The 21809-nt window shown below is 38.5% G+C and carries 25 protein-coding genes; 12 read left to right on the top strand and 13 right to left on the bottom strand.

All coding sequences use genetic code 11. The features are described 5' to 3' along the window. The first annotated feature begins 103 nt into the window (after positions 1-103). A complete protein-coding gene (locus H2C83_RS15450) occupies positions 104-661 on the top strand; it encodes a thioredoxin family protein (protein WP_181742079.1) in 558 nt (185 codons plus the stop codon). Between the two features lie 37 nt (positions 662-698). On the opposite strand, the gene H2C83_RS15445 is transcribed toward H2C83_RS15450, so the two are convergent. Both H2C83_RS15445 and H2C83_RS15440 read right to left on the bottom strand, forming a co-directional pair. Beyond that, positions 699-1418: a polymer-forming cytoskeletal protein gene (locus H2C83_RS15445; RefSeq protein WP_181742078.1), complete on the bottom strand. Its 720-nt coding sequence runs from the start codon at positions 1416-1418 to the stop codon at positions 699-701. Next, complete coding sequence (locus H2C83_RS15440; RefSeq protein ID WP_446697288.1) at positions 1411-2070, bottom strand: YhbD family protein; 660 nt, start codon at positions 2068-2070, stop codon at positions 1411-1413. The genes H2C83_RS15445 and H2C83_RS15440 overlap by 8 nt, the downstream gene beginning before the upstream one ends. Positions 2071-2248: 178 nt before the next feature. Between H2C83_RS15440 and asnB the strand changes: the two genes are divergently transcribed. Then, complete coding sequence (asnB, locus tag H2C83_RS15435) at positions 2249-4072, top strand: asparagine synthase (glutamine-hydrolyzing) (RefSeq protein WP_181742077.1); 1824 nt, start codon at positions 2249-2251, stop codon at positions 4070-4072. A 37-nt stretch (positions 4073-4109) separates the two neighbouring features. On the opposite strand, the gene H2C83_RS15430 is transcribed toward asnB, so the two are convergent. Next, positions 4110-4733: a LysE family translocator gene (locus tag H2C83_RS15430; RefSeq protein ID WP_181742076.1), complete on the bottom strand. Its 624-nt coding sequence runs from the start codon at positions 4731-4733 to the stop codon at positions 4110-4112. A 382-nt stretch (positions 4734-5115) separates the two neighbouring features. Here H2C83_RS15430 and H2C83_RS15425 point away from each other — a divergent pair, with 382 nt between their 5' ends. Further along, positions 5116-5568 carry a DUF4234 domain-containing protein gene (locus H2C83_RS15425; protein ID WP_181742075.1) on the top strand — a complete coding sequence of 151 codons (453 nt, stop codon included), beginning with the start codon at positions 5116-5118 and terminating at the stop codon, positions 5566-5568. Positions 5569-5949: 381 nt separating this feature from the next. Here the strand turns inward: H2C83_RS15425 and H2C83_RS15420 are convergent, their stop codons facing one another. Further along, entirely contained in the window at positions 5950-6648 is a 699-nt protein-coding gene (locus tag H2C83_RS15420) for a TetR/AcrR family transcriptional regulator (RefSeq protein WP_181742074.1), read from the bottom strand. A gap of 426 nt (positions 6649-7074) precedes the next feature. Here H2C83_RS15420 and H2C83_RS15415 point away from each other — a divergent pair, with 426 nt between their 5' ends. From H2C83_RS15415 to H2C83_RS15400, 4 genes are all read left to right on the top strand, one after another. Next, entirely contained in the window at positions 7075-7416 is a 342-nt protein-coding gene (locus H2C83_RS15415; protein ID WP_181742073.1) for a hypothetical protein, read from the top strand. A 297-nt stretch (positions 7417-7713) separates the two neighbouring features. Continuing rightward, entirely contained in the window at positions 7714-8091 is a 378-nt protein-coding gene (locus H2C83_RS15410) for a GntR family transcriptional regulator (protein ID WP_181742107.1), read from the top strand. After that, entirely contained in the window at positions 8088-8960 is an 873-nt protein-coding gene (locus tag H2C83_RS15405) for an ATP-binding cassette domain-containing protein (RefSeq protein WP_181742072.1), read from the top strand. Before H2C83_RS15410 ends, H2C83_RS15405 begins: the two co-directional genes overlap by 4 nt. 1 nt (position 8961) lies before the next feature. Further along, positions 8962-9621 carry a hypothetical protein gene (locus H2C83_RS15400; protein WP_181742071.1) on the top strand — a complete coding sequence of 220 codons (660 nt, stop codon included), beginning with the start codon at positions 8962-8964 and terminating at the stop codon, positions 9619-9621. Between the two features lie 61 nt (positions 9622-9682). On the opposite strand, the gene H2C83_RS15395 is transcribed toward H2C83_RS15400, so the two are convergent. The 3 genes from H2C83_RS15395 to H2C83_RS15385 are packed head-to-tail and all read right to left on the bottom strand — an operon-like array spanning position 9683 to position 12023. Further along, positions 9683-10585, bottom strand: a complete 903-nt coding sequence (locus H2C83_RS15395; RefSeq protein ID WP_181742070.1) for an N-acetylglucosamine kinase — start codon at positions 10583-10585, stop codon at positions 9683-9685. Between the two features lie 8 nt (positions 10586-10593). Then, the gene (locus H2C83_RS15390) at positions 10594-11682 is read right to left on the bottom strand and encodes a DUF871 domain-containing protein (RefSeq protein ID WP_181742106.1); all 1089 of its coding nucleotides are present in this window, start codon (positions 11680-11682) and stop codon (positions 10594-10596) included. Positions 11683-11684: 2 nt separating this feature from the next. Then, positions 11685-12023 carry a PTS lactose/cellobiose transporter subunit IIA gene (locus tag H2C83_RS15385; RefSeq protein ID WP_181742069.1) on the bottom strand — a complete coding sequence of 113 codons (339 nt, stop codon included), beginning with the start codon at positions 12021-12023 and terminating at the stop codon, positions 11685-11687. 157 nt (positions 12024-12180) lie between these two features. On the opposite strand from H2C83_RS15385, the gene H2C83_RS15380 reads away from it, so the two are divergent. The 5 genes from H2C83_RS15380 to H2C83_RS17930 all read left to right on the top strand — a co-directional run bounded on the left by H2C83_RS15380 (position 12181) and on the right by H2C83_RS17930 (position 15907). Beyond that, on the top strand, positions 12181-12486 hold the full coding sequence (locus H2C83_RS15380; RefSeq protein WP_181742068.1) for a PTS sugar transporter subunit IIB: 306 nt from the start codon (positions 12181-12183) through the stop codon (positions 12484-12486). Positions 12487-12512: 26 nt separating this feature from the next. Continuing rightward, the gene (locus tag H2C83_RS15375; protein WP_181742105.1) at positions 12513-13778 is read left to right on the top strand and encodes a PTS sugar transporter subunit IIC; all 1266 of its coding nucleotides are present in this window, start codon (positions 12513-12515) and stop codon (positions 13776-13778) included. A 72-nt stretch (positions 13779-13850) separates the two neighbouring features. Further along, positions 13851-14156 (top strand): hypothetical protein, encoded by a 306-nt coding sequence (locus tag H2C83_RS15370; RefSeq protein ID WP_181742067.1) that lies wholly within the window; start codon positions 13851-13853, stop codon positions 14154-14156. Continuing rightward, positions 14149-15480, top strand: a complete 1332-nt coding sequence (locus tag H2C83_RS15365) for a 6-phospho-beta-glucosidase (RefSeq protein ID WP_181742066.1) — start codon at positions 14149-14151, stop codon at positions 15478-15480. The genes H2C83_RS15370 and H2C83_RS15365 overlap by 8 nt, the downstream gene beginning before the upstream one ends. A gap of 262 nt (positions 15481-15742) precedes the next feature. Next, positions 15743-15907, top strand: a complete 165-nt coding sequence (locus H2C83_RS17930) for a hypothetical protein (RefSeq protein ID WP_246333963.1) — start codon at positions 15743-15745, stop codon at positions 15905-15907. A gap of 213 nt (positions 15908-16120) precedes the next feature. Here H2C83_RS17930 and H2C83_RS17475 read toward each other — a convergent pair whose 3' ends face one another. The 6 genes from H2C83_RS17475 to H2C83_RS15335 all read right to left on the bottom strand — a co-directional run bounded on the left by H2C83_RS17475 (position 16121) and on the right by H2C83_RS15335 (position 21525). Further along, positions 16121-16276, bottom strand: coding sequence for a hypothetical protein (locus H2C83_RS17475; protein WP_220184215.1), 156 nt, complete (start codon positions 16274-16276; stop codon positions 16121-16123). Between the two features lie 738 nt (positions 16277-17014). After that, positions 17015-18205, bottom strand: coding sequence for an ABC transporter permease (locus H2C83_RS15355; protein ID WP_181742065.1), 1191 nt, complete (start codon positions 18203-18205; stop codon positions 17015-17017). Next, positions 18202-18882 (bottom strand): ABC transporter ATP-binding protein, encoded by a 681-nt coding sequence (locus H2C83_RS15350; RefSeq protein WP_181742064.1) that lies wholly within the window; start codon positions 18880-18882, stop codon positions 18202-18204. The genes H2C83_RS15355 and H2C83_RS15350 overlap by 4 nt, the downstream gene beginning before the upstream one ends. Then, entirely contained in the window at positions 18879-20150 is a 1272-nt protein-coding gene (locus H2C83_RS15345) for an efflux RND transporter periplasmic adaptor subunit (protein ID WP_181742063.1), read from the bottom strand. The genes H2C83_RS15350 and H2C83_RS15345 overlap by 4 nt, the downstream gene beginning before the upstream one ends. A 74-nt stretch (positions 20151-20224) precedes the next feature. Beyond that, positions 20225-20971: a YIP1 family protein gene (locus H2C83_RS15340; RefSeq protein ID WP_181742062.1), complete on the bottom strand. Its 747-nt coding sequence runs from the start codon at positions 20969-20971 to the stop codon at positions 20225-20227. A 14-nt stretch (positions 20972-20985) separates the two neighbouring features. Further along, entirely contained in the window at positions 20986-21525 is a 540-nt protein-coding gene (locus tag H2C83_RS15335; protein WP_181742061.1) for a stage II sporulation protein M, read from the bottom strand. Between the last annotated feature and the right edge of the window lie 284 nt (positions 21526-21809).

Genomic DNA, 21809 nt, shown 5'->3' with positions numbered 1-21809 from the left:
AAAACTGTCTTGATTTTTTGAAGCAGGCTTTGTTCTCATTTGAAATCATTGAGGAGCTTTGGCTTGCAATGTTATAATACGGGGGAGATTAGGAGGTAATAATATGGCATTAACAGAATCGAATATGTTTCCTCTCGGAGCAAAAGCTCCTGATTTTCATCTGTTTGATGTTGTATCTCAAAAGAAGGTTTCCCTGGATGAAGTAAAATCGCCCACAGCAACCGTCATTATGTTTATCTGCAACCATTGCCCCTATGTAAAACACGTCCAAAAACAACTTACGCAACTGGCCAATGATTATATTCCTAAAGGCATCTCCTTTGTAGCCATCAACTCCAATGATGTGGAGCAATATCCCGATGATTCGCTCCCAAAAATGAAAGAAACTGCAGAGAAGCTTCAATATCCGTTCCCGTATTTGTTTGATGAAACCCAGGAAGTTGCCAAAGCATATCATGCGGCATGTACGCCTGATTTTTATATTTTTGATGAAAATCTGGCTTGTGTGTATCGCGGGCAACTTGATGATTCACGTCCAGGAAATGATATTCCGGTTACAGGTGAATCGATCCGCGCTGCACTCAATCAAATATTGAATCATGAACCGGTTACTGTTACGCAAAAACCGAGCATGGGCTGCAATATCAAGTGGAAAGAATAACGCGACCGCCCTCGGCCAGTCTGGGGCGGTCTTCCCCTCAGACCTGTTTTTCTTCTTTTACTTCCGCTTCGCTGTCTGCATCATAAGAATCCTGGTATTCTACCAGATCCACTTTACACCCTGGACCGATTTTTACATTTTTGCCTCTAACTATCTTGGCCCGGGTATATTCCAGTTCAATTTCATCGCCTTCAATCACATCCACAGACAGGGATTTGTCTGCAAAAAATGACTTTAACAGTTTGTTTAGAGCAATTCCGCTTTTCTTTACAACAATTTTTTCTCCGCCAATTTCCTTTGCTTTCGCATTGCCCAACAATTCAATATGGACCTTTCCGGCGTTCAATAACCCCTTGATGTTGAAAACCCCTTTAATGCTGACCGCTTCCGCTTCCAGGTCTTCTTCCACGGTTATCGCTCCGCGGATATCGGCCTGATCAGCGCTCAATTTTCCTTTAATGACAGCCGAACCATTGATACTTATATCCTTTGTATCCATTTGGGCCTCTGTCGTCAATTGTCCATTGACTTTCGTTTCCCTGGTTTTCAGCTTACCTTCAACCGTGGACGAACCGGTTACCCTTAATGATTCCGATTGGACATTTCCTTCAATCAGGCTGTCCCCGTTGGTGGTGAATTGCACGCAATGAATGTCTCCTTTTACTTTCCCCAGTCCATTAATCCGAACCACCTGGTATTCTCCGCCGGAAAAGCTCCCATATCCATTAATTAACAAGTCGCTTTTCGAATCAGTCATATTGGTCTTCCTTTCGTGTTTTTTGAATTTTGCTTTTCAACTTCTCCAATTCATCAACAAGCAAAATTCGTGAAACAACTTTGACATGTTCTTCAAAACAAATGTCCCTGGTTTCGCTGGCCAGGAAAAAGGCTGCTGCTCCCATGCTGCGAATAAAAAACAGCTCTGCATTTTTATCCTGAAAACGGCTGTAATTTGATTTTAAGAAATGAAACAGATGTTTTCCTTCATCCAGACTCATTTCACCGCTTTGTAAAAACTTATCCAAAATGAAGAGATAAAAAAGCGATTCCAGTGAAAACACATCGGTTTTCCCGTTGACCGACTGGTGCAAGTCGAGTGACATATCCGAAACGATTTGATGTTCCTGAATTTCCGCTTTGGTTAAAACAACTTCGGTCAACTGGGGTGAAAACATCAGAGCGATCTCATCGAGCGAAAGCTCATCTTTCAGGTCTTTTATTTTATTGACACGTGTCAGGATCTTTTCGCGAGGAAAAAAAGTTTCTTGTCCGGTGTAGGTTGACTTGCGGATAAACCATTCCTCAGGAATCAGGTTTTTTCGTTTCCAGCGGTACAATTGGCCATATGAAATGCCAGTCTCCTCCAGAAGTTCCTTTTTTGAAATCAGATCGTTGTCCACCTCAGTCACACCTCCTCACAGATATTGTAACATAACATTGTTACAAATATAAAGCCTAATGCTTCGATTTTATGACAGCTCTTTCCGGTCTCTTTACAAAAAAATATTTTAAGTTTAGATTTTTTTATTCTATAATTAAATATAAACTGGTAAGTTTTATGCAAAGTCGCTAACGGGAGATGATAACATGAGTGGAATTGCTGGATGGATTGACTGGGAAAGAGACTTATCAGAACAGAAAGAAACACTGCACAAAATGACTGATACTATTAAACATCGCGGGCCTGATGCTGAAGGATTCTGGTTTTCTGAACGAGCAGCCATCGGTCACCGCCGCCTCATCGTTATTGATCCGGTAAGAGGAGTGCAGCCAATGGTTTACCGCTCCGGCGACCGTTCGACTGTTCTCTCTTACAATGGAGAAATTTATAATTTTAAAGAACTTCGTACAGAACTTGAAAATCTGGGTCATAATTTTAAAACTGAATCGGATACTGAGGTCTTATTACATAGTTATCTGGAATGGGGCGAAAACTGTTTACAGCATTTAAACGGAATCTTTGCCTTCGCCATTTGGGATGAACACCGTCAATCCTTGATGCTGGCACGAGATCATATCGGTGTAAAACCGCTCTTTTACATGATGCATAAATCCGGCGTTCTGTTTGGATCAGAAATAAAAGCGATTCTTGCCCATCCGGAAGTTGATCCGCAGGTAGATCTCGAAGGATTGGCTGAAATTTTCGGGCTTGGACCTGTTCGGACACCCGGGTTTGGCGTGTTTCGGGGAATGGAAGAAGTCCGCGCCGGTCACTATGTTGTATTTACCAAAGACAGAAAACGTGTTGAACAGTATTGGAAACTGGAAAGCAGACCTCACGAAGACGATCTGGAAACAACCAGTTCCAAAATTCGTGAGATCTTGGAGGATACTGTAAAACACCAATTGATCTCGGACATGCCCGTTGTGTCGATGTTATCAGGAGGATTGGACTCAAGTGGCCTTTCATCCATCGCCTCCCGTTATTTTGCCGAGAAAAAGGAACAACTTCACACTTATTCCATTGATTTTTTGGGAAGTGACGAGCATTTCCACGAAGACCTTTTGCATTCCACCCGGGATGAACCGTTTGTGAAACTGGTTGCAGATTATGTCAAAACCAATCACCATACGGTTATTGTTGATCATAATGATTTGACAGACCATGTCTTTCTGCCTATGAAAGCCCGTGATTTGCCAGCAATTGGTGAACTGGAAGCCTCTTTGTACCTTCTTTTCCGTGAAATGAAAAAGGACGCAACGGTTACGTTATCCGGGGAATCGGCTGATGAAGTTTTCAGCGGTTATCCCTGGTTCCATCAGGAGGAATTTTTATACTCCGGCACTTTTCCCTGGAATGATAGTATCCGTTACTTTCCGGTTGTATTAAATGAAGAAATGCGACAAACCTTAAAGCCTGAAGAACATAGAAACCGGAGATACCAGGAAGCTGTTTCAGAGGTCCCCAGGCTGGAAGGAGAATCTGGAATCGAAGCAAAACAACGGGAAATGTCTTACCTTTTTATCACCCGGTTTTTGCCGTTTATGCTGGATCGCAAAGACCGCATGAGTATGCATGCAGGATTTGAAGCAAGGGTTCCCTTTTGTGATTACCGGCTTGTTGAATATTTATGGAATGTTCCCTATTCCATGTTAACCGTGGACAATATTGAAAAAGGAATTCTGCGCCGGGCCCTGAAAGGTTGTTTGCCGGAAGAAGTACGCACCCGGAAAAAAAGCGCCTATCCGTCAACCACTGATCCGGTTTATTATGAAAATATCCGTCAACTTCTGAGAGAAACTGTAGAAGACCCACAAACCCCGATTGCACCGCTGGTTGATAAACAAAAAATCAATTACATCTCGGAAAACCTGTTTAATCAGGCACCTTTTGAAGTTGGAAAAATGATGGAGTATTTCTTGACAGTCAATAAATGGATACAAGATTACAACATTTCCATTAAATTATAAACACGAGAAGGCAGAGTTCAAAGACTCTGCCTTCTTTCTACCTCTCCATAAAAACCAGCCGTAAACCCACAATGGAATAAACGGCTGCTTCAATCCATTGAACGATCCGGGAATGGGAAGTGCGATGCAGCAACTTTTCTCCCAGATAACCTGATCCGATCGATACCAAACCAAACACAACCAGTGCCTGGGCAATGAATAGCCCACCAAGCACGATCATCTGCAAAGGTACAGTTCCTGCCTCCGGATCAACAAACTGCGGCAAAAAAGCCAGGAAAAAGACAGCTACTTTCGGATTGAGCAGATTCATCCAGATTCCCCGTTTATATAGAGAAAAAAAGCTTTGTTGGGAACGGTTCTGTTCCACACGTACCGTACTGGAATTTTTCACAGTCTGCCAAGCCAGGTAGAACAGGTAAAGCGCTCCTGCATATTTGAGAATATGAAAGGCCAGTGCTGAATGATAGATAATTGCGGAGATCCCGATTGCCGCAGCTGCAGTATGGACAAAAAGGCCTGTACACAACCCCAATGCTGTTGACATTCCACGCTTTACCCCTTTTGTCATGCTTAACGTCGTCACAAAAATAATATCCGGACCCGGCATCAGTGTCAGTGTAATCGATGCCAGCAAAAAGGTTATGATATTGCTGTAATCCATGATGTTCCCCCTTCTTTTCGTCCTTCATCGATAAACATAATAATGGAAGACCAAAGATATGAAAATTACTGGTAATTTGAATTTGTTTCTGTTCCCTTTATGATCGTTTTGAACTGTGGGAGACAGTATATTACTAAGGCCATTTTTCGTTAATTTCAGGATGTTTTTTATGCAGGTATGGTTATTTAATTTAATGTTTTTATATTTGTTGGGTTTTATTTATGAAACAAACAAGTTTGGATTAAAATAAGTATAAATTATGTTATTGAAAACAAGAATGATTTTGAACTTTTTCTAAAACTGATAAAAATGCTTTATAAAGAAGTTTATCATTACTCTAAAATAGTAGTAAACCAACCAAAACAGAGAGGACGCCGTTTGAATGACTGCAAAGCCAAGTTACCGAAATACTTTTCAAACAGCCGGATTCAAGAAAGTCGATGTGGCCTTGATGATCGTGCTCTCCTTGGTCACCTTCGGCTTGTATATTCCCTACTGGTACGTTTCCCGGCAAAAAGCGATTGAGAATCTGAACACACAGCAAAAATTCCCGTTCTGGATAGCCTGGGTTATTTTTGTTTGCTATCTCGTTGACTTTATTATCTCCATTGCCAGCTTTTTTGTCATGTTGCCAGTATGGTATGGAATGTTCAGCTTATATGCTTTCCTCTTTTTTATACCAATTTTTATAGGCTTGAATATTATTCTGCGTAGAATGATGCTGGAACACGAAAGAAAAGACATATCGTTTTCAAATAACCGGAAAACCTATATGTTAACATTCCTTTTCACCATTTTTTATCTTCAGTATTTGATTGATAAAGAACGAAAATGAACTGATCAGTTTCATTTCGTCAGGAAAAAAGGCCAAGTAAATAGTTTCCTTGGCCTTTGCCTTCACACGCGGAAATGGTCATGACTTTTCAAAGCGAAAAAATGTGCCTCTATTCCACTTTCCGAAGGATTTTCTCTACATTCTTCACTCGATCATTAAGTCCTGACTTCCTGGACTTCTTGAAGAAGTTTGGAAACAACAACAAAATATAATCATGCTCCATACGGAATCGATTATCATTATTATTGTTTAAAATCTAATCCTATTCAGACTACATATTTAATCATGACAGTTTTCCAGAGTCGGATCAGTTCGCTCTTTCAAGATCAATTTAATTAGATAGTATAATTTCTCCCGGTAAAACGAAGAATCTGATTTGTTTCATTCATCCTGCGGCGATTTGGAGTCCGATTCAGGGGTAATTCCATTTGTCAGCATATCTATAATCGCATCTATTTCCTCATCTTCTTTTCCTTGGGCCAGTTCGGGAAGGACATTCCTGGCGATCATATAAGCCCCGATTTGTGACATGATTCCCCGCAAAAGGACGTGGTTGGGAAGATCAGCGCGCAATTTTCCCTTGCTTTTCAGTTCTTCAATCTTATCAAAGCCGATTGTTACTATATTTTTGGCAACATGGTCTACCAGAGCTTCGCGAATCTCCGAATGAAACAGACTCTCCACCAAAATAACGCGGATGGTTTTCCAGTTTTTCTCCAAAAGTTGCTTGCGGTCAATAATCAAATCACGCAACAGTTCCTCTATTGGCTTATCCTGATCCAGGATCTGAAGCACAGGATTAATAATGTAAGGACTGGCAACTTTGGCAATTGCCGGAATGACCAGGCGCAAAAGAAGCCCTTTCTTCGTATGATAATGTTTGAAAATGGTGGCTTCAGCCACACCTGCCCGTTCCGCAATTTCACTCGTAGAAGCGCCGCTATAGCCTTTTTTGGCGAATACATGAATGGCCGCTTCCAGAATTTTTTTCTGTTTCTGCGTCTGCTTGTCCTCTTTCAGATCCAGATTATACTGCTCTGCAATATAGGATACCCATTCATCCCAGCTTTTTTTGGACATTTTCTCCTCCTTGATATCAAATAGTAACTATTTTTACGATGTCAGTAGTGACACTTTTTGATCCGTCCGATCTTCATCCGTGATAATCAATTGGAGTTACCCAATAACTCTCTGTTAAACGTTCCAAAAGTGACTGCTCACTTCTTGCAGTGTATGACAACTTCTGAACAAAAGTCAATAAACAACAGGGAATTTGAAAAAGCTTTGCTCAGTAAAAGAACCAATAATTGAAAATCCCCTGGAAAGGTATAATATTTAGTAAACCCGCCTGTTCAGGCCAATCGATCCATTCCAAAGAGGAGTGAAATTATGAAGCTGATGCCAGTATCAGCCAAATGTCTTTTAAGTATCCTGTTAATTTTCTCATTTGCAGTGACAACCGGTTTTGTTCTTCCTCCCTCAGATTCAGTCAAAAAGAACGCCTCAATGAAGTCCGAAAATTGCCCGAAACCAGGCAAACTGGTTTACCCCGGCAAAAATGCGGAAAATGAAATTCAGGCTGCTTTGCCGGAATTGATCCGGGAAGCATATGGAGAAGATCCCCGTTATAAGGAATGGGAAGTAAAAAGAATTATTTCCCTGAAAGATCCCAAATCGTCCCCTTATTCCAATATAGCCATTCATCAATGCGGCAAACGGACAGCAAACAGATCATTCCTGGTTGAACTTTTCTTTCCGCAGTTCCTTCCGAGCGCCAGCCTGTCACAAGGCCAGATTTTTGTAGCTAAAACCAAAGACGGCTGGACCGTTTGGTTTCGGTACCATTAAAATAAGCACTCGGCTTTCCCCCGCAAAAAAGCTGTTGATTTCCGTCAATGGCTTTTTTGCTTTTAATAGCAAACAGAAGTAAAAAACAATCGCTGTTCAGACTCCCCATGGACCTTCTCATTCTGCTCCCCACCACTCAAATGATTGATATCAGTTTTCCTTTGTTCCAAAACCACTGTTGAATGCAACAGATAAAAAAATTTAATTTGACAGGATGCATCTCTTGCAATACACTTATATATACAAGTATATAACAATAAAACGATATAAGTATACTGGCAAAGGGGGGTGATTACACTGAGCAGGCTCTTTGATAACAAGAAGCCGATTTTTATACAAGTCCGGGAAAAAATAGAAGATCAGATAGTAAACGAGCAGTTACAAGAGGGGGAACAGGCACCTTCAACCAATCAGTTGGTCAATTTCTATAAAATTAACCATGTTACCGTGTCAAAAGGCATAAATCAATTGGTTGATGAAGGGATTCTTTACAAGAAACGGGGAATAGGCATGTTTGTGGCCAAAGGGGCGAAAGAAAAACTGATCCGGAAGCGAAAAGATGCATTTGTTGATGATTATGTGGTTCCCCTGGTGCTGGAAGCAGGCAAACTGGGAATCTCACAAAATGAGGTGTTTGAACTGATAAAAAAGATTAAAGGAAGTGATGACGAGTGATATTTGATATAGAAGTAAACAATGTCTCCTTAAAATACAAAGATTTTGCGGCACTAAACAATATTTCATTCAAGTTGAAAGGCGGACAAATTTACGGACTTCTTGGCCGAAATGGTGCCGGAAAAACCTCCCTTCTTTCATTATTGGCCTCTTTCCGCCAACCAACAGCAGGCAATATTAAAATTGGAGGAGAAACACCCTTTGAAAACGCGGATATCATGCAGCATGCTTCTTTTATCTACGATAAAGATTACAAAGATGAATGGAATAAAGTCTCAGTCATGCTGAAATTTGCAGAAAGATACCGGCTAAATTTTGATATGGACTATGCAAGACAGTTAGTCGATCGATTTAAACTCCCCTTGAATAAACCGGTCAACAAGCTTTCCAAAGGGATGCAATCAGCAATGAATGTGACGATTGGGCTCGCAAGCCGAACGCCTGTCATCATTTTTGATGAAGCATATCTGGGAATGGATGCCCCCAACAGGGAGATCTTTTACAAGGAGTTACTGGAAGAACAGTCCAGACAGCCGCGAACCATGATTCTGTCAACCCATCTGGTTTCAGAAATGGACTATCTGTTTGATGAAGTTCTCATTATAGACAAAGGTGACCTTGTGCTTCATAAAAATTACGAAGATCTGGTTTCAAGCGGTTTTTCCATTACCGGAGACAGCAATTCTGTCGACACCTTTGTCAAAGGAATGCAGAAACTGAATGAAAAGGAATTGGGAAATACCAAGTCTGTGATGGTTTACGGGGATCTAAGTGAAGAAATGCGGCTGGAAGGACAGCGGATAGGATTGGAAATCGGCCAAGTTTCCCTGCAGGATTTGTTTATTTATTTAACAAGCGAGGAGGATTAACTTGAGACCTACATCGTTTTCGAAAGTTGCCATTGACATGTATACAGAACAAATGAAATGGACACTCTGGTTCATGGTTTTTATATTGGTTGCACAAATTGCACATATCATATTGGTCATTTCGCCTTTGAATATTGAAAGTACCTTAAGAAACTTCTTACCATTTCTCTATGGATCGGCAAAAATATATATGCTTATCATCGGAATTTTTTCTTATGGTTTTCTGACTTTTTATGTCACCCAGGGTGTAACCAGACGGGATTATTTTATTGGTTCATCCCTGGCTGCCATTGGACTTTCCATTACAATTATTATCATCGGAGTAATATTAACAGGCTTGCAATTTATGATTCTGGACAGGATCATCGATTACCCGATGACAAGTCCTTTATTTGACAACCATGGATTTTTACAACCGGTTTATTACAACATGAATATATTCATTTTTTACTTGATTGGATATCTGATTGGGATCGGGTACTACCGATTCGGATGGATCATTGGATTTGCATTCGTTGCTTTTGCGATTTTATCTATAATTCTCACGGAAACGCTTCTCAAAAGCCAACCCGCCATAGCCTTTACAGGATTGCTTGCTTTAACTGCGACCATTTTAATCTTTATTCGCCAGATAACAAAAAGAATGGCGGTTAAGGTATAAAAAATGTCCAAAGCGGATCCCCGTGAACGGGGATCCGCTTTGTTTGTCAATCTAATTGAAGTCACTCACATTCGGGCATGTTACTCTTCCATGCGTCCAGGGCTCCAATCACCACTGGGTCATTATTCAATAGAAATGAAATATCAGCCGAGTATTCTTTTAATTTCATTTTAAAATATTCCCGAACAATCTCATTTTTCTCCAACAAACTACCTTTCAAACCAATTTTTATTGATGATTTAAATTCAAGTTTCTTAACAAGTTGGAAAGCCTGCTTGGCCAATTCACAGCCAGCATTTTCCAAAAGATTTAATGCATGTTTATTGCCAGTTTGAGCAAGACGATGAATCAGCAATGAAATATGCGCAATGTCCGCTTTGGAAGAGGAATAAACAAATTCTTTCAACCTGGAAGCCTCAAGTATGTTATATTCATTAGCCAAGGTTTTTGCAAATTCTGTTTGAACACTTTCTTGATCAATTTCCTTAATTAATATTTTCAAGGCCTGAATACCTAAATGATACGCACTTCCTTCATCCCCCAGCAGATGACCCCAACCACCAATTACTTTAATTGAGGAATTGTTCTTGCCAAGAAAGATCGATCCTGTTCCTGCTATTGCCAATATCCCGTTTTGATTCCCCAAAACAGAGTAAAAGGCAAGTTCCGCATCATTTAAGACCAAGGCCGGTAATTTGAATTTTTTCTCCAAGTACTGTTTGAGTTGCCATTTGGAATTGCCTTTTTCGATTCCTGCAATTCCCAAAACAATAAATTGACTAACTCCCCCATACTTGCTATTTATACAGGCTTTTATTGCATCTGTAATATTATTGCTTGCTTTTTCCGCATTTATTGCCATATTACCCGGACCCTTTTTTATCGAAAAAAGTATATTTTTATCATGATCCATAATCGCTGCATAAGTTTTTGTGCCGCCAGCATCAACACCAATATGATACATTTGCAAACCTACCTCCACTCGGAAAAAGCAAATTTATCCCATGGCTTCAGACAATCAATCAGAAATATTTCCTCTTCCCGTATTCTGCCTGCAACATTTGTTTTTCCGGAATTCTTCATATCCTTTAAGGCAATTTGTAATTCCCCGGCATATTGTTTGTACAAATCATTGTCAATAATAATGTCACCTCTTTTTATATCGATCGTATTGTGTGGCGGAAAAGACTTATTTCTGTATTTAACACGGCTTTGTGTAGAACGAATCATATAGTCAGATACGTCACCCCGATAAAAATGCAGTTCATCAAAAATGATTTTTCTTTCCAAATCGCTTGTTGTGTCAAAAACTTCAATGTTAAATGTTACTTTATTTCTGTTAATTTCACTTAGCAGCCTGATTTCCTCTTCAGATGCATAAGCATTACCAATAATGACATCATCGACCAACCCTGTAGCAAACATGTGTTTTGCCTGAACATCAATCGGTAATTCGCGATGCATTTCTAACGTAGGCAGTCCTTCTACAACTGGCCATGGTCCAAATGTGGCAGCATTTGAAGATACAAAAGCAGCAGTTCTCAATCCATGTTTCTTGAATTTTTTACTGCACTCTACAAAGAAATCATATGACAATCCAGAATATCGATGCGGATAAAAATTGTGACAACCGGTTAGTTTATTACGATTGGGTTGGAAACTTAAAATATTTTCAAGGTATTTCGTTGAATTACTCATATTGATTTCTATAGTTAATCCATACGGATTAAAAGTCATCATGGATTCTTCATTTCCGGTAAAACCAAGGTCCAAACGAATACCATCCACCCCCAGATCATGAAAAAAAGATAAATCATCATATAAAATGCCCAACTTCCTGAGTACTCTTGGATTGATATCACAGATTACTTCCATACCCAGTTGTTTCGCATAACCAATTGTTCCCTTAAAATTCATCAAGATTTGATCTGTGTTTCCCTCAACAGATAGCAAACATGTAAATACACGCCTGAATCCATATTTATTTGCCAGTTTGATATACTTTTTATCATCTTTTACTGTTGAATAGTTTGGGTAAACAGATATCCCCAAATTTCGCATAATCATACTTTCTCCCCTCTTGTATTTTCTTCTGATTCAACTACTCTTCTCAGTATTTTTATCATTTGCTCAATTAACGATATCTCACTAATAGCTGACATTAAGTGATCCTGTGCATGAACCATTAACAAAGACATTTCTGTTTTTTCTCCATTGATTTCTTTTTGAATTAGTTTAGTCTGTGTATTATGTGCTTTTGTCAAGATTTTGTTTGCTTCTTCCATTTTCTTTCCAGCTTGGTCGAACCTTCCCTTATGCGCTAATTCAAGTGCTTCATAAGCAATTGCCTTTGCATCCCCACCATTAGAAATAATATTGAAAATTTCCATTTCCGCATCCATTACTTTAATCCCTCCCAAACTTTATTTGTAAGTTAAAGATATCACAAATCGAAATCAGATTTTAGTATTTTTGGTTAATATATTGAACTTATATTTCGAATAACTTATAATATTTCATGAAAGCCTTTTCACAAAATAAAACGAAGGAGGCAATACCATGAAAGTTTTATTTGTATGTTCTGGCGGCATGTCCAGTGCAATTGTTGTTAATGCCCTTAAAAAGGAAGCAGAAAAGCATAGTCAAGATCTTGAAGTGAAAGCTGTAGGGTCTAGTGAAGTTGTGTCAGAGCTTGAGAATAAATGGGATGTAGTTATGGTTGCGCCGCAAATCAAACATCGTTTTGACAATATTAAAAAAGTGGCGGATGAATTTGGTACACCATGCGGCCCGATCCCACCGCAAGCCTATACCCCATTAGGCGGTCCAGAATTATTCAAAACACTAAAGGAATTAATCAAATAACATAGAAATGAGAGGGATTAACTTTGATGAAGAAATTCACCGAATTCCTGGAGAAGAAAGTAACCGATCCAATGGCCAGATTAGCCGAACAACGACATCTATTGGCAATTCGTGATGGTGTTATTTCCTCCTTGCCCTTTATCATCGTAGGTTCATTTTTTTTAATCATTGCATTTCCACCTTTGCCTGAAACATGGATGATTACTCAATGGGCTGTTGACCATGCGGCTGAAATACTTATTCCTTACCGGATGACAATGTTTATTATGTCCTTGTATGTCGCGTTTGGTATTGGATATAATCTGGCACAATCTTATAAGGTTGACCCCTTATCAGGTGCTCAAATAGCAGTAGCATCCTTACTGTTGACAATTACTCCATCTGTTATTGAAGAATTGGGTTTTGTGCTGCCAATGCAGTATCTTGGCGGGAATGGACTTTTTGTGGCAATAATTGTATCCATCCTTTCTGTAGAAATATTCAGGATTTGTAAGCAAAAAGAAATCACGATCACACTTCCTGATGCAGTACCTGCCTCTGTCAGCAGATCTTTTGAAGCGCTTATCCCTGTTGCAATTGTAATGATTTTAATGACCATTATTACTGTAATAATGGGAATAAATTTACATGCTCTTGTTGAAAAACTGGTAACACCACTTGTTACAGCCGGAGACAGTTTATTCGGAGTATTGGTGCCTGTATTTTTAATTACTTTCTTCTGGTCTTTCGGTATTCACGGTGTGTCGGTTGTTGGTTCTGTGGCCCGTCCTTTATGGGAAGTTTACTTGTTGAAAAATGGCGAGGCTGTAGCTTCAGGTGCAAGCAAGCTTCCTCATATTGCTCCTGAACCTTTATACCAATGGTTTATATGGATCGGTGGTTCTGGTGCCACTCTGGGTCTTGTTATTGTAATGTTGATTTTTGCAAGATCAAAATACTTGAAAAACCTTGGCAAGACGGTTATTACACCAAGCATCTTTAATATTAATGAACCGGTTATTTTTGGTCTGCCGATCGTTTTAAACCCAATTTTAATAATACCGTTTATAATTACACCATTAGTAACAGCCACAGTCGCCTATATCTCTACTTCAATCGGACTGGTAACACCAACATTTGTCAAGGCACCGTGGACATTGCCTGCACCGATTGGCGCATTTTTGGCAACCGGCGGAGATTGGCGTTCTATTATTCTCGTTTTTGTAAACATTGCTATATCGATGGTTATCTATCTACCATTCTTAAAACTATATGACAAAAAAATGCTTGCTATGGAGCAAGAAAATGCATAAATGATAAACGATCATAATAATCAGGGAATCCAATGATTCCCCTTTTTTCTTCAGCACAGGAGGTTTGTCATTATGAACCGACCAAGAATATTACCGCGCATTAGTTTTAAAGGTGTTTTTGTATTTGTTACGATTCTATTTTCAGGTATTTTATTTATTCCTGCCCCTCTCAAGTACATTCATCTGTCTGAAACAATGAGTTATTTTTTGGCCGCAGGAATATCTTCTTCAATAGGGATGAGCATCGTCCTGTCAAAAATCGATGGAAAAACAAATGACAGGCTGTTGTTAAAAAAAAGAATACTGCTATCAATAGTGGTCGGTTTTGCTACAAGCGCTTTAATGACTTTTGTATTTGGAGGAGATATCCTTGAGTAAATACGGAATTAAAATAGCCACAATTGGCGGAGGATCAAGTTATACACCGGAGTTTGTCGAAGGATTAATAAAAAGATATAAGGAACTTCCGGTCAGGGAACTATGGTTGGTTGATACAGAAGCAGGAAAAGAAAAACTGAACATTGTCGGGAATTTGGCAAAACGAATGGTAAAAAGGGCCAATTTACCTATAGAAATCCATATGACACTGGACCGAAAAGAAGCTCTAAAGGATGCAGATTTCATCACAACTCAAATGCGTGTAGGCTTACTGGAAGCAAGGATTAAAGATGAACGGATACCTTTAAAACATGGCATGATTGGTCAAGAGACAAATGGAGCAGGTGGTCTGTTCAAAGCCCTTCGAACAATTCCGGTATTATTGGATATTGCAGAAGAAATGACGGAGTTATGCCCCGATTCATGGTTAATCAATTTTACAAATCCTGCAGGGATGGTAACTGAAGCTGTCATGAAATACAGTCGGCACAAAAAAGTAATCGGTGTCTGCAATGTGCCAATTAACATGAAGATGACTGTTGCCAAATTATTAGATGTTCCATATGATCAGCTAACAATTATTTTTGGCGGATTAAATCATATGTCGTATGGACTTGATGTTCACGTAAGTGGTGAGTCAAGACTGGAGGAGGTAATAGAATTATTAGCCGATCCCGACAACCAGGTAACTATGAAAAATATTATTCCGCTCCCCTGGGAAAAAGAATTTATTAAAGCTTTAAGGCTAATACCAAGTCCTTATCATCGCTATTATTATAAAACCAGTGAAATACTTGAAAACGAATTGGAAGAATTCAAACATGGCAGGACCCGTGCTGAAGTTGTGAAACAATTGGAAGATGAGTTATTTGAACTGTATAAAAATCCTGATCTTGATATCAAACCACCGCAGCTGGAAAAACGCGGAGGAGCCTATTACAGTGATGCTGCTTGTAATTTAATTTCTTCCATATACAATGATAAAGGTGATGTTCAAACCCTGAACACTCGCAATGAAGGAGCCATTACCTCTCTTCCGCACGATACGGTCGTTGAAATTAACTGTATCGTTACAAGACAAGGGCCTGTTCCGCTTCCGATTGGTGAACTTCCCTACTCGGTAAATGGACTGATCCAGCAGATCAAGTCTTTTGAATTGGCAGCAATTGAAGCTGCTGTTACCGGTTCATATGAAAAAGCATTATTAGCTCTTTGTATAAATCCACTTATTACAAGTGACAAAAAAGCTAAAATCATTTTGGACGAAATGCTGGAAGCACATAAAGAATTTTTACCGCAATTTTTCAAACAGGAAAGTTTATAGAACTCGAAGGTTTGTGTTTGTTGCTCATGCACTTTCAGCATCACGGAAAAGCTCATGATCTTCAGGAATCTACGGAGTCCTAGGCAAAACACATGTGATAACTTCAAGTCAATTTCTTGGCAGTGGAAGAAATACTTAATCAAAAATAAATTGGGGATTCGTGTACAAGAAGTGGGTTTTCATTTTTATTTCTGACTTTCTGCCCCTATACCCCGTATATCTCTATTAAATATACTTATTTAATAAAGCAGGAGGAAATCATATGATTGTTTGGAGAGGATGGGGCATTTTAGTAATTATCATCGCGGCATTGTTCCAGGCATTAGTACAACTGGTCATAGAGATGCTGAATACTGACGCTGATGGTATAATGACAAGAAGAATTTTTACCATGGCTGGATTTTTAGCTGCTGCCCTGGTGATATGACAACTGGGAAAATATTTGAATCGATCTGAAGGTAATGTATTTATTGATAAAGAAACAGGTGAAGAGGTAATAATAAACCGGCAACACAGCCTGTTTGAATTAAAATGGAGTATTGGGCCTTCATCCTTCCAGTAATTGGAGTCATTGCATTTTTTAGCGGATAGTAGGAGTAAAAAAGACTTGAGAACTGCAAGGAACTCAAGTCTTTTTTATTCAAATGGCCATCTCCTGATTTTTTCTCATTGCATACTCTTTTTCCATCTCTTCGGTTAATTTTGTCCAGCTTTTTCTTAGTGATCTTTTTAATGTGACGGTTGCTATCATAAAGGATAATCTTCCAACATCGGTATAAATAATCCGGCATTGCACATTATAAAATGTTCCTGTTGGTGTTTTTCGTAAGTGTCAAATTGTTTCCACATAGGAATCCTTTCCAAGCATGAAACAATCCTCCTGAAATATCAAACAAGGGCGATTTTGGAACGGATCAGAGTGGTGCAAAAGGCAGGGAATACCCCAGCATCAACTGTGGTATTGAAAGAAAAAGTTAGTGAAGGGAGATCTACCGAATTGAAACAGTAGAAACAGCCAAAGAAACCCTTTGCCTATCTCACCTGGCTCTTGAGAAAATGACCGACTAAAAAATCTGAAAGATCCGAAGGAGCTGGATCCATTCTTTCCTTTGTCTCCTTCGATCCCCCTTACTTGTCGTGTATTTAATGCAGTAGCATATTTCAGCTCACCATCATCGAATAGGTGGATTTTATTTTCGCTTACTTAATTTTCATCAAAGCGATTCTCCGCTTGCGCACATCCGCTTTGATGGTCAATCTAATTATAACCGAAACCGATGACATTTCTTCGACAGCCTTAGTCCGAATTCATGAGTTCAACTCGGTAGTCTTTACCCTTTCCTTCTTGGATCGTCACCACTTTCTATTCTATAATCGGTGACTTACTCGATGAGGTCAGCAAGGGGATTCAACCGAATAAATCCCGAACGACAGAAAAAAACGTCCCGGATTGGGTCTTCAAAACAGCTAGCTGTATCCTCACTATATTGTAATAACACAGTTACAGGAAAAGGTATAATTTATAAAAATATTTTCAGTTTCTGTTTAAGCATTGAATTGGATCCAATTTAGAAGCTTTTTCTGCAGGTAGAATTCCAAATACAATACCAAGTATCACTGAAAATAAAAGGGTACCCACAGCAACTGGAAACGAAACAAGAGTTGGAAATGGTGTGAACAAATTTATTAAGTTGGAAACTCCGGTTCCAATCAGTAAACCGACTATTCCTCCTAATAGAGATAGGGTAATTGCTTCAGTTAGAAATTGTATTAATATATTCGAGCGAGTTGCTCCCAACGCAAGACGAATACCGATCTCTTGGGTTCGTTCAGTTACAGAAACTAGCATTATATTCATAATTCCCACACCACCCACCAAAAGCGAGATACCAGCAATGCTTCCAATAACAATTGTCATTGTATTGGTCACTACTTCAATACCCTTTTCAATCTCTTCTAAATTTTGTACTTCGTAATCCCCTTGGGTGTTATGATTCTTATTTAAAATCTCTATGGCTTTATTACCAGCCCGTTTAATCGCATCTGGTTTTTTAATTCTTAGTGTAAGTTGGGAAATGTTTGATTTACCAAAGACTTTTGTCCAAGCCTTATCTGGCATGTAAACACCTGCTGTATTCATCATTAAGGAATCATCTTTTTTTTCTACAATTCCGATCACTTCTATAGGTTGGTTTTTAATCCTAATTATTTTTTCAATCCCATTTCTTTCTTTAAAAAGCTGTTTTTCCATTTCTAGACTCATCAAGGCAACGCAGTTACCTCCATAATCTGAAGTTTCAAAGGACCGGCCCCTTACCACCTCAATATTTTCCTCTTCCAGAGTATCATTACTGTTAATTCCAACTACCATAATCCCTTCTGCATTCTGTTTTTGATAAAATACAGTTGCTGTTTCGAAATACTTTATCACTACGCTTTCAACATCATCGATGTGTTGTAATTCTTGAATATCTTCTTGTGTAAAAAAGTCTGGAGAAATAACTCCACCTGATTTTTTTAACATCTCGCTACTTGGAATAATGATGATAGAATTGCTCCGCCCCGTAAAAGATTTAGACAGTTTTGCAGCTCCACCTTGGCCGATAGCAACAATAACAATAACTGAAGATACACCGATAACAATACCCAAAATAGTTAAGATGGATCGCATTTTATGAGCAAAAATAGCATCGAGGGCCATTCTAATATTCTCCCAAAAAATCACCGGACAAATCCCTCCTTTGTAAGGATTCGTCCGTCTCGAATGTAAACTTGACGCTCCGCTCGCTTAGCTATTTCAAAGTCATGAGTAATCATGATTATAGTTTTTCCTTCCCGATGTAATTCATCGAAAAGGTCAAGAACTACTTGACCCGATGCTGTGTCTAAGGATCCAGTTGGTTCATCAGCCAATAAAAGTTCCGGATTGTTCACAAGAGCACGTGCTATTGCAACTCTTTGTTGTTGACCTCCCGACAATTCAAATGGTTTATGATTTAAATAGTTGGCTAATCCTACCCTCTCTAAGGAAGAGATTGCACGTCTGTGAATTTCTTTAGCAGGTTTGTCGGAGTAAATTAAAGGGAGTTCCACATTTTTTTTAGCACTCATGAAAGAGATTAATTGAAATTGCTGAAATATAAAACCGATTGTTCGATTGCGGATTTGAGCTAATTCTGGTTCCTTCATTTTAGAAACATCAAGGCCTTTCAGATAGTACTTGCCTTTTGTCGGGCGGTCTAAACAACCCAATATATTCATGAGTGTAGATTTTCCTGAACCAGAAGGCCCCATAATAGCTACATATTCGCCTTTATCTACTACTAGGTCAATTGCTCTAAGAACTTTTAAACTCAGCTTGCCCAGGCCGTATGATTTATAGAGATTATGAACTTGTATCACCTGAACGTCACTTCCACTCCGTCCTTTAAATTTGCAGGAGGATCTGCAATTACCTTTTCATCTATATTCAAACCGGAAATAATTTCAATCCGCCCTTTCCTCCTTTTCCCCACGATCACTTCACGTTTGAAGGCTCTGTTTCCTCGAATAATAAAAACATAATCCTTCTTCCCTTCTTTTACTACTGCTTCATCGGGGAGGGAAAGTACATTTTTCTCAGATAAAATAATTTCCACCAATAGTCGTGATCTCAACTTAATAGTTGGCGGTTCATCAAGGAGAATTTTAATTGGATAAGTAATTTTTTGCGAATCCTCTATTGTATTAGCTTCTCTTGGAATAAACCCTATTTCGTTTACCTTGCCAACCCATTTTTTGTCGGGTAAGGCATCAGAACGCACGATAGCTCTCTGATTTTCCTTAACTTTCAAGATATCGTATTCCGATACTTGTGCAGTTACAATTAAATTTTTGAGGTCAGCAACAGTAATAAGCGGATCAGTTTCCTCTTCTTTTTGTGCTAAGGAATTTACAAATATAACAACACCGGATTGTTCACTACGTATAGTTAAATCTTTTAGTAATGACTTGGTCTGTTTTAGCTTTTCCTTTGCCTGTTTTAATTCCAACTCGGCCATTTGGATTTGACCAATCAACTCAGTTTCTGATTGTTCCATAGCTGGATTATAACTAATCTCCTGAATGCTAGAGGGAGAAGACGTTAATTTATTTATGTTTGTCTGCTGTTTATATTCTTCTTGTTCAACAGGGGTTAGTGTTTCTGGTGTATCTGTTTTACCATCATCATTTTCAGCGGGCGGTGGTATTTGTGGTGTATCTGTTTTGCCATCATCATTTTTAGCGGGCGGTTGTGTTCTGCTTTTGGAATTATTATAACGCAATGCATTAAGCTGGTTCTTTAGGACTTTAAGGTTTAATTGCGCCCTTTCCACTTCCAATTTTACCTGCTCAAAATTTTCTTTATTAGAGGGTTTAAATTTCACAAGCGGCTCACCTTTTTGGACTGCATCACCTGGTTTCACATATATACGCTCAACTTCATTTCCTGCCACTGGCTTATAAACGTTTTGAACATTACTTGATTCCAGATTACCCGAGACTAGGATTGATTCATGAAAATTAGTCTTCTGCATGGTCACAGTGTTAACAGATAATTTTACCTTAGTAGTACGGTAAACAGCAATTAGAACTGTACTACAAATAGCCAATCCAATTCCCACGATAATCAGTATCTTTTTATAGTTCATTATGTGCACTTTCCTCCATCCAAATTAAAGGAATAACCCCAAAGAATCCCTGTCCCCTTTTTTACGAATATTTATTAAGTAACAATTAGAGTAAATCCTGCAGACACAATTGTAGTTACTAACCACAGGAATCCAGATATCAACAATCCTTTTTTGGTTTTCATATTATAAACTTTTGATAAACCTAACCCTATAAGGACGACAGACCATATAGAAAACAGTTCAATGTTAGATAGTATCTGAGAATAAACTGGAGCTAGATCATCAAATAATATTTGCAAACTAACTAATTTGCCGCTAAATTCTTGAAGTAACATATTAGCATCAATTATTCCGAAACCAATTATTACCATATTAAGAATGCTATTGATCAATATTGGCATATAGCTATAAGTGGTTACAGCTAATACTTGTCTATATGAACCAGATTCCTTTGAAGCGAATAGCATAATTAGTGTAAGAAGTAATGCTTGAAATAGTATAGATATAATGGGAGCAAAAAAACCCATGACTACAGAGCTAATTAAGGTTCCAATTTTTGCATATTTTAAAGCTAATTCAACTTCATCAGATGACAATTGTTGCGATTGTATAATGGTTTTGTCTAATTCGAGTTCAAATGTTATAAAAACTGAAAACACAACATTGAGGATAGCAATGAGAAGTAATAATTTAACAAAAGGTTCTTTTTTGCTAGAAAAACTTGAAAATACTTGCACAGGTGATACAATAATTCCACTAATCTTTTTCCACATTGAATCAGAATGAACATTTTTTTGGTCCAGCTTGGTATGTTCCTCTTGTTTGAGTTTTAGACTCATTATAACCATCTCCTTTATCTACACCAGTTGAATATGACTGGTGTAATATAAGCTTCGATAAGAGCAGCAAAAAATAAGCCTGTAATAATTACAAACATACTAGATATAAGCCTATTTATGAGAAGATAATTTATCTTCTTTTCATTTTTTATGGCCATTAAAATCAAGTGTTTTAGAACCTTCAATCCAACTACGGCAGAAAATAAATGTAATGGAACTTCTATTATTCCATGAGGAATTAATCCCATTAGTTGAGAAACATTTTGGGTACTACCTACGGCAGTGCCTAATATCACTCCATTCATTCCCAATATAATAGGAATATTCAATCCGAAAGTTAAGGGTGTTAGTACGATAAGCAAAAAAGAAACCTTGGTATTTTGAAAAAATATATTTAGAAAATCCACCTCAATTTCAGTTTTTTCATCTGGGATAACAGTAATTTCTGGTGCTAAAGCAAAGCCCACTAGAAAGGAAATAGCATAGATTAATACACATATGGAAAAAATAACCTTGGTAATTTGTACAGTTTTAATCCAACAAAAAAAACCCATAACCTCACCTTCAGTCCGGAAATTTATTCAAAATATAAAGAGAGCATTCCTGTATTTGAAAAACAAAGGGGGTTGAAAAAGAAAAGTACCTCCTGCTAACATACGAGGTGTCCCACTGGCCAGTGGACCCTTAAATAGCGAAGGAGGTACCCAAATTGAAGTATAAGCAAAATCGTAAAATTGAGCAAATCAACGAATCGACTTTAATCATAGGCGCAGATATTGCTAAACACAAGCACATTGCAAGGGCTGTAGACTTTCGTGGGATTGAATTAGGCAAGACC

Source organism: Thermoactinomyces mirandus, from assembly GCF_013868055.1.
Taxonomy (GTDB): Bacteria; Bacillota; Bacilli; order Thermoactinomycetales; family Thermoactinomycetaceae; genus Thermoactinomyces; species Thermoactinomyces mirandus.
This window is presented reverse-complemented; position numbering and strand designations above follow the sequence as displayed.

Coding starts and splice junctions, on each gene's coding strand:
- H2C83_RS15385 (WP_181742069.1), bottom strand. CDS start 12,023: ATGGATGCGGAAATGGAAATTTTCAATATTATTTCTAATGGTGGGGAT.
- H2C83_RS15450 (WP_181742079.1), top strand. CDS start 104: ATGGCATTAACAGAATCGAATATGTTTCCTCTCGGAGCAAAAGCTCCT.
- H2C83_RS15335 (WP_181742061.1), bottom strand. CDS start 21,525: ATGGGTTTTTTTTGTTGGATTAAAACTGTACAAATTACCAAGGTTATT.
- H2C83_RS15445 (WP_181742078.1), bottom strand. CDS start 1,418: ATGACTGATTCGAAAAGCGACTTGTTAATTAATGGATATGGGAGCTTT.
- H2C83_RS15380 (WP_181742068.1), top strand. CDS start 12,181: ATGAAAGTTTTATTTGTATGTTCTGGCGGCATGTCCAGTGCAATTGTT.
- H2C83_RS15425 (WP_181742075.1), top strand. CDS start 5,116: ATGACTGCAAAGCCAAGTTACCGAAATACTTTTCAAACAGCCGGATTC.
- H2C83_RS15340 (WP_181742062.1), bottom strand. CDS start 20,971: ATGAGTCTAAAACTCAAACAAGAGGAACATACCAAGCTGGACCAAAAA.
- H2C83_RS15345 (WP_181742063.1), bottom strand. CDS start 20,150: ATGAACTATAAAAAGATACTGATTATCGTGGGAATTGGATTGGCTATT.
- H2C83_RS15420 (WP_181742074.1), bottom strand. CDS start 6,648: ATGTCCAAAAAAAGCTGGGATGAATGGGTATCCTATATTGCAGAGCAG.
- H2C83_RS15395 (WP_181742070.1), bottom strand. CDS start 10,585: ATGTATCATATTGGTGTTGATGCTGGCGGCACAAAAACTTATGCAGCG.
- H2C83_RS15370 (WP_181742067.1), top strand. CDS start 13,851: ATGAACCGACCAAGAATATTACCGCGCATTAGTTTTAAAGGTGTTTTT.
- H2C83_RS15415 (WP_181742073.1), top strand. CDS start 7,075: ATGAAGTCCGAAAATTGCCCGAAACCAGGCAAACTGGTTTACCCCGGC.
- H2C83_RS17930 (WP_246333963.1), top strand. CDS start 15,743: ATGATTGTTTGGAGAGGATGGGGCATTTTAGTAATTATCATCGCGGCA.
- H2C83_RS15430 (WP_181742076.1), bottom strand. CDS start 4,733: ATGGATTACAGCAATATCATAACCTTTTTGCTGGCATCGATTACACTG.
- H2C83_RS15375 (WP_181742105.1), top strand. CDS start 12,513: ATGAAGAAATTCACCGAATTCCTGGAGAAGAAAGTAACCGATCCAATG.
- asnB (WP_181742077.1), top strand. CDS start 2,249: ATGAGTGGAATTGCTGGATGGATTGACTGGGAAAGAGACTTATCAGAA.
- H2C83_RS15390 (WP_181742106.1), bottom strand. CDS start 11,682: ATGCGAAATTTGGGGATATCTGTTTACCCAAACTATTCAACAGTAAAA.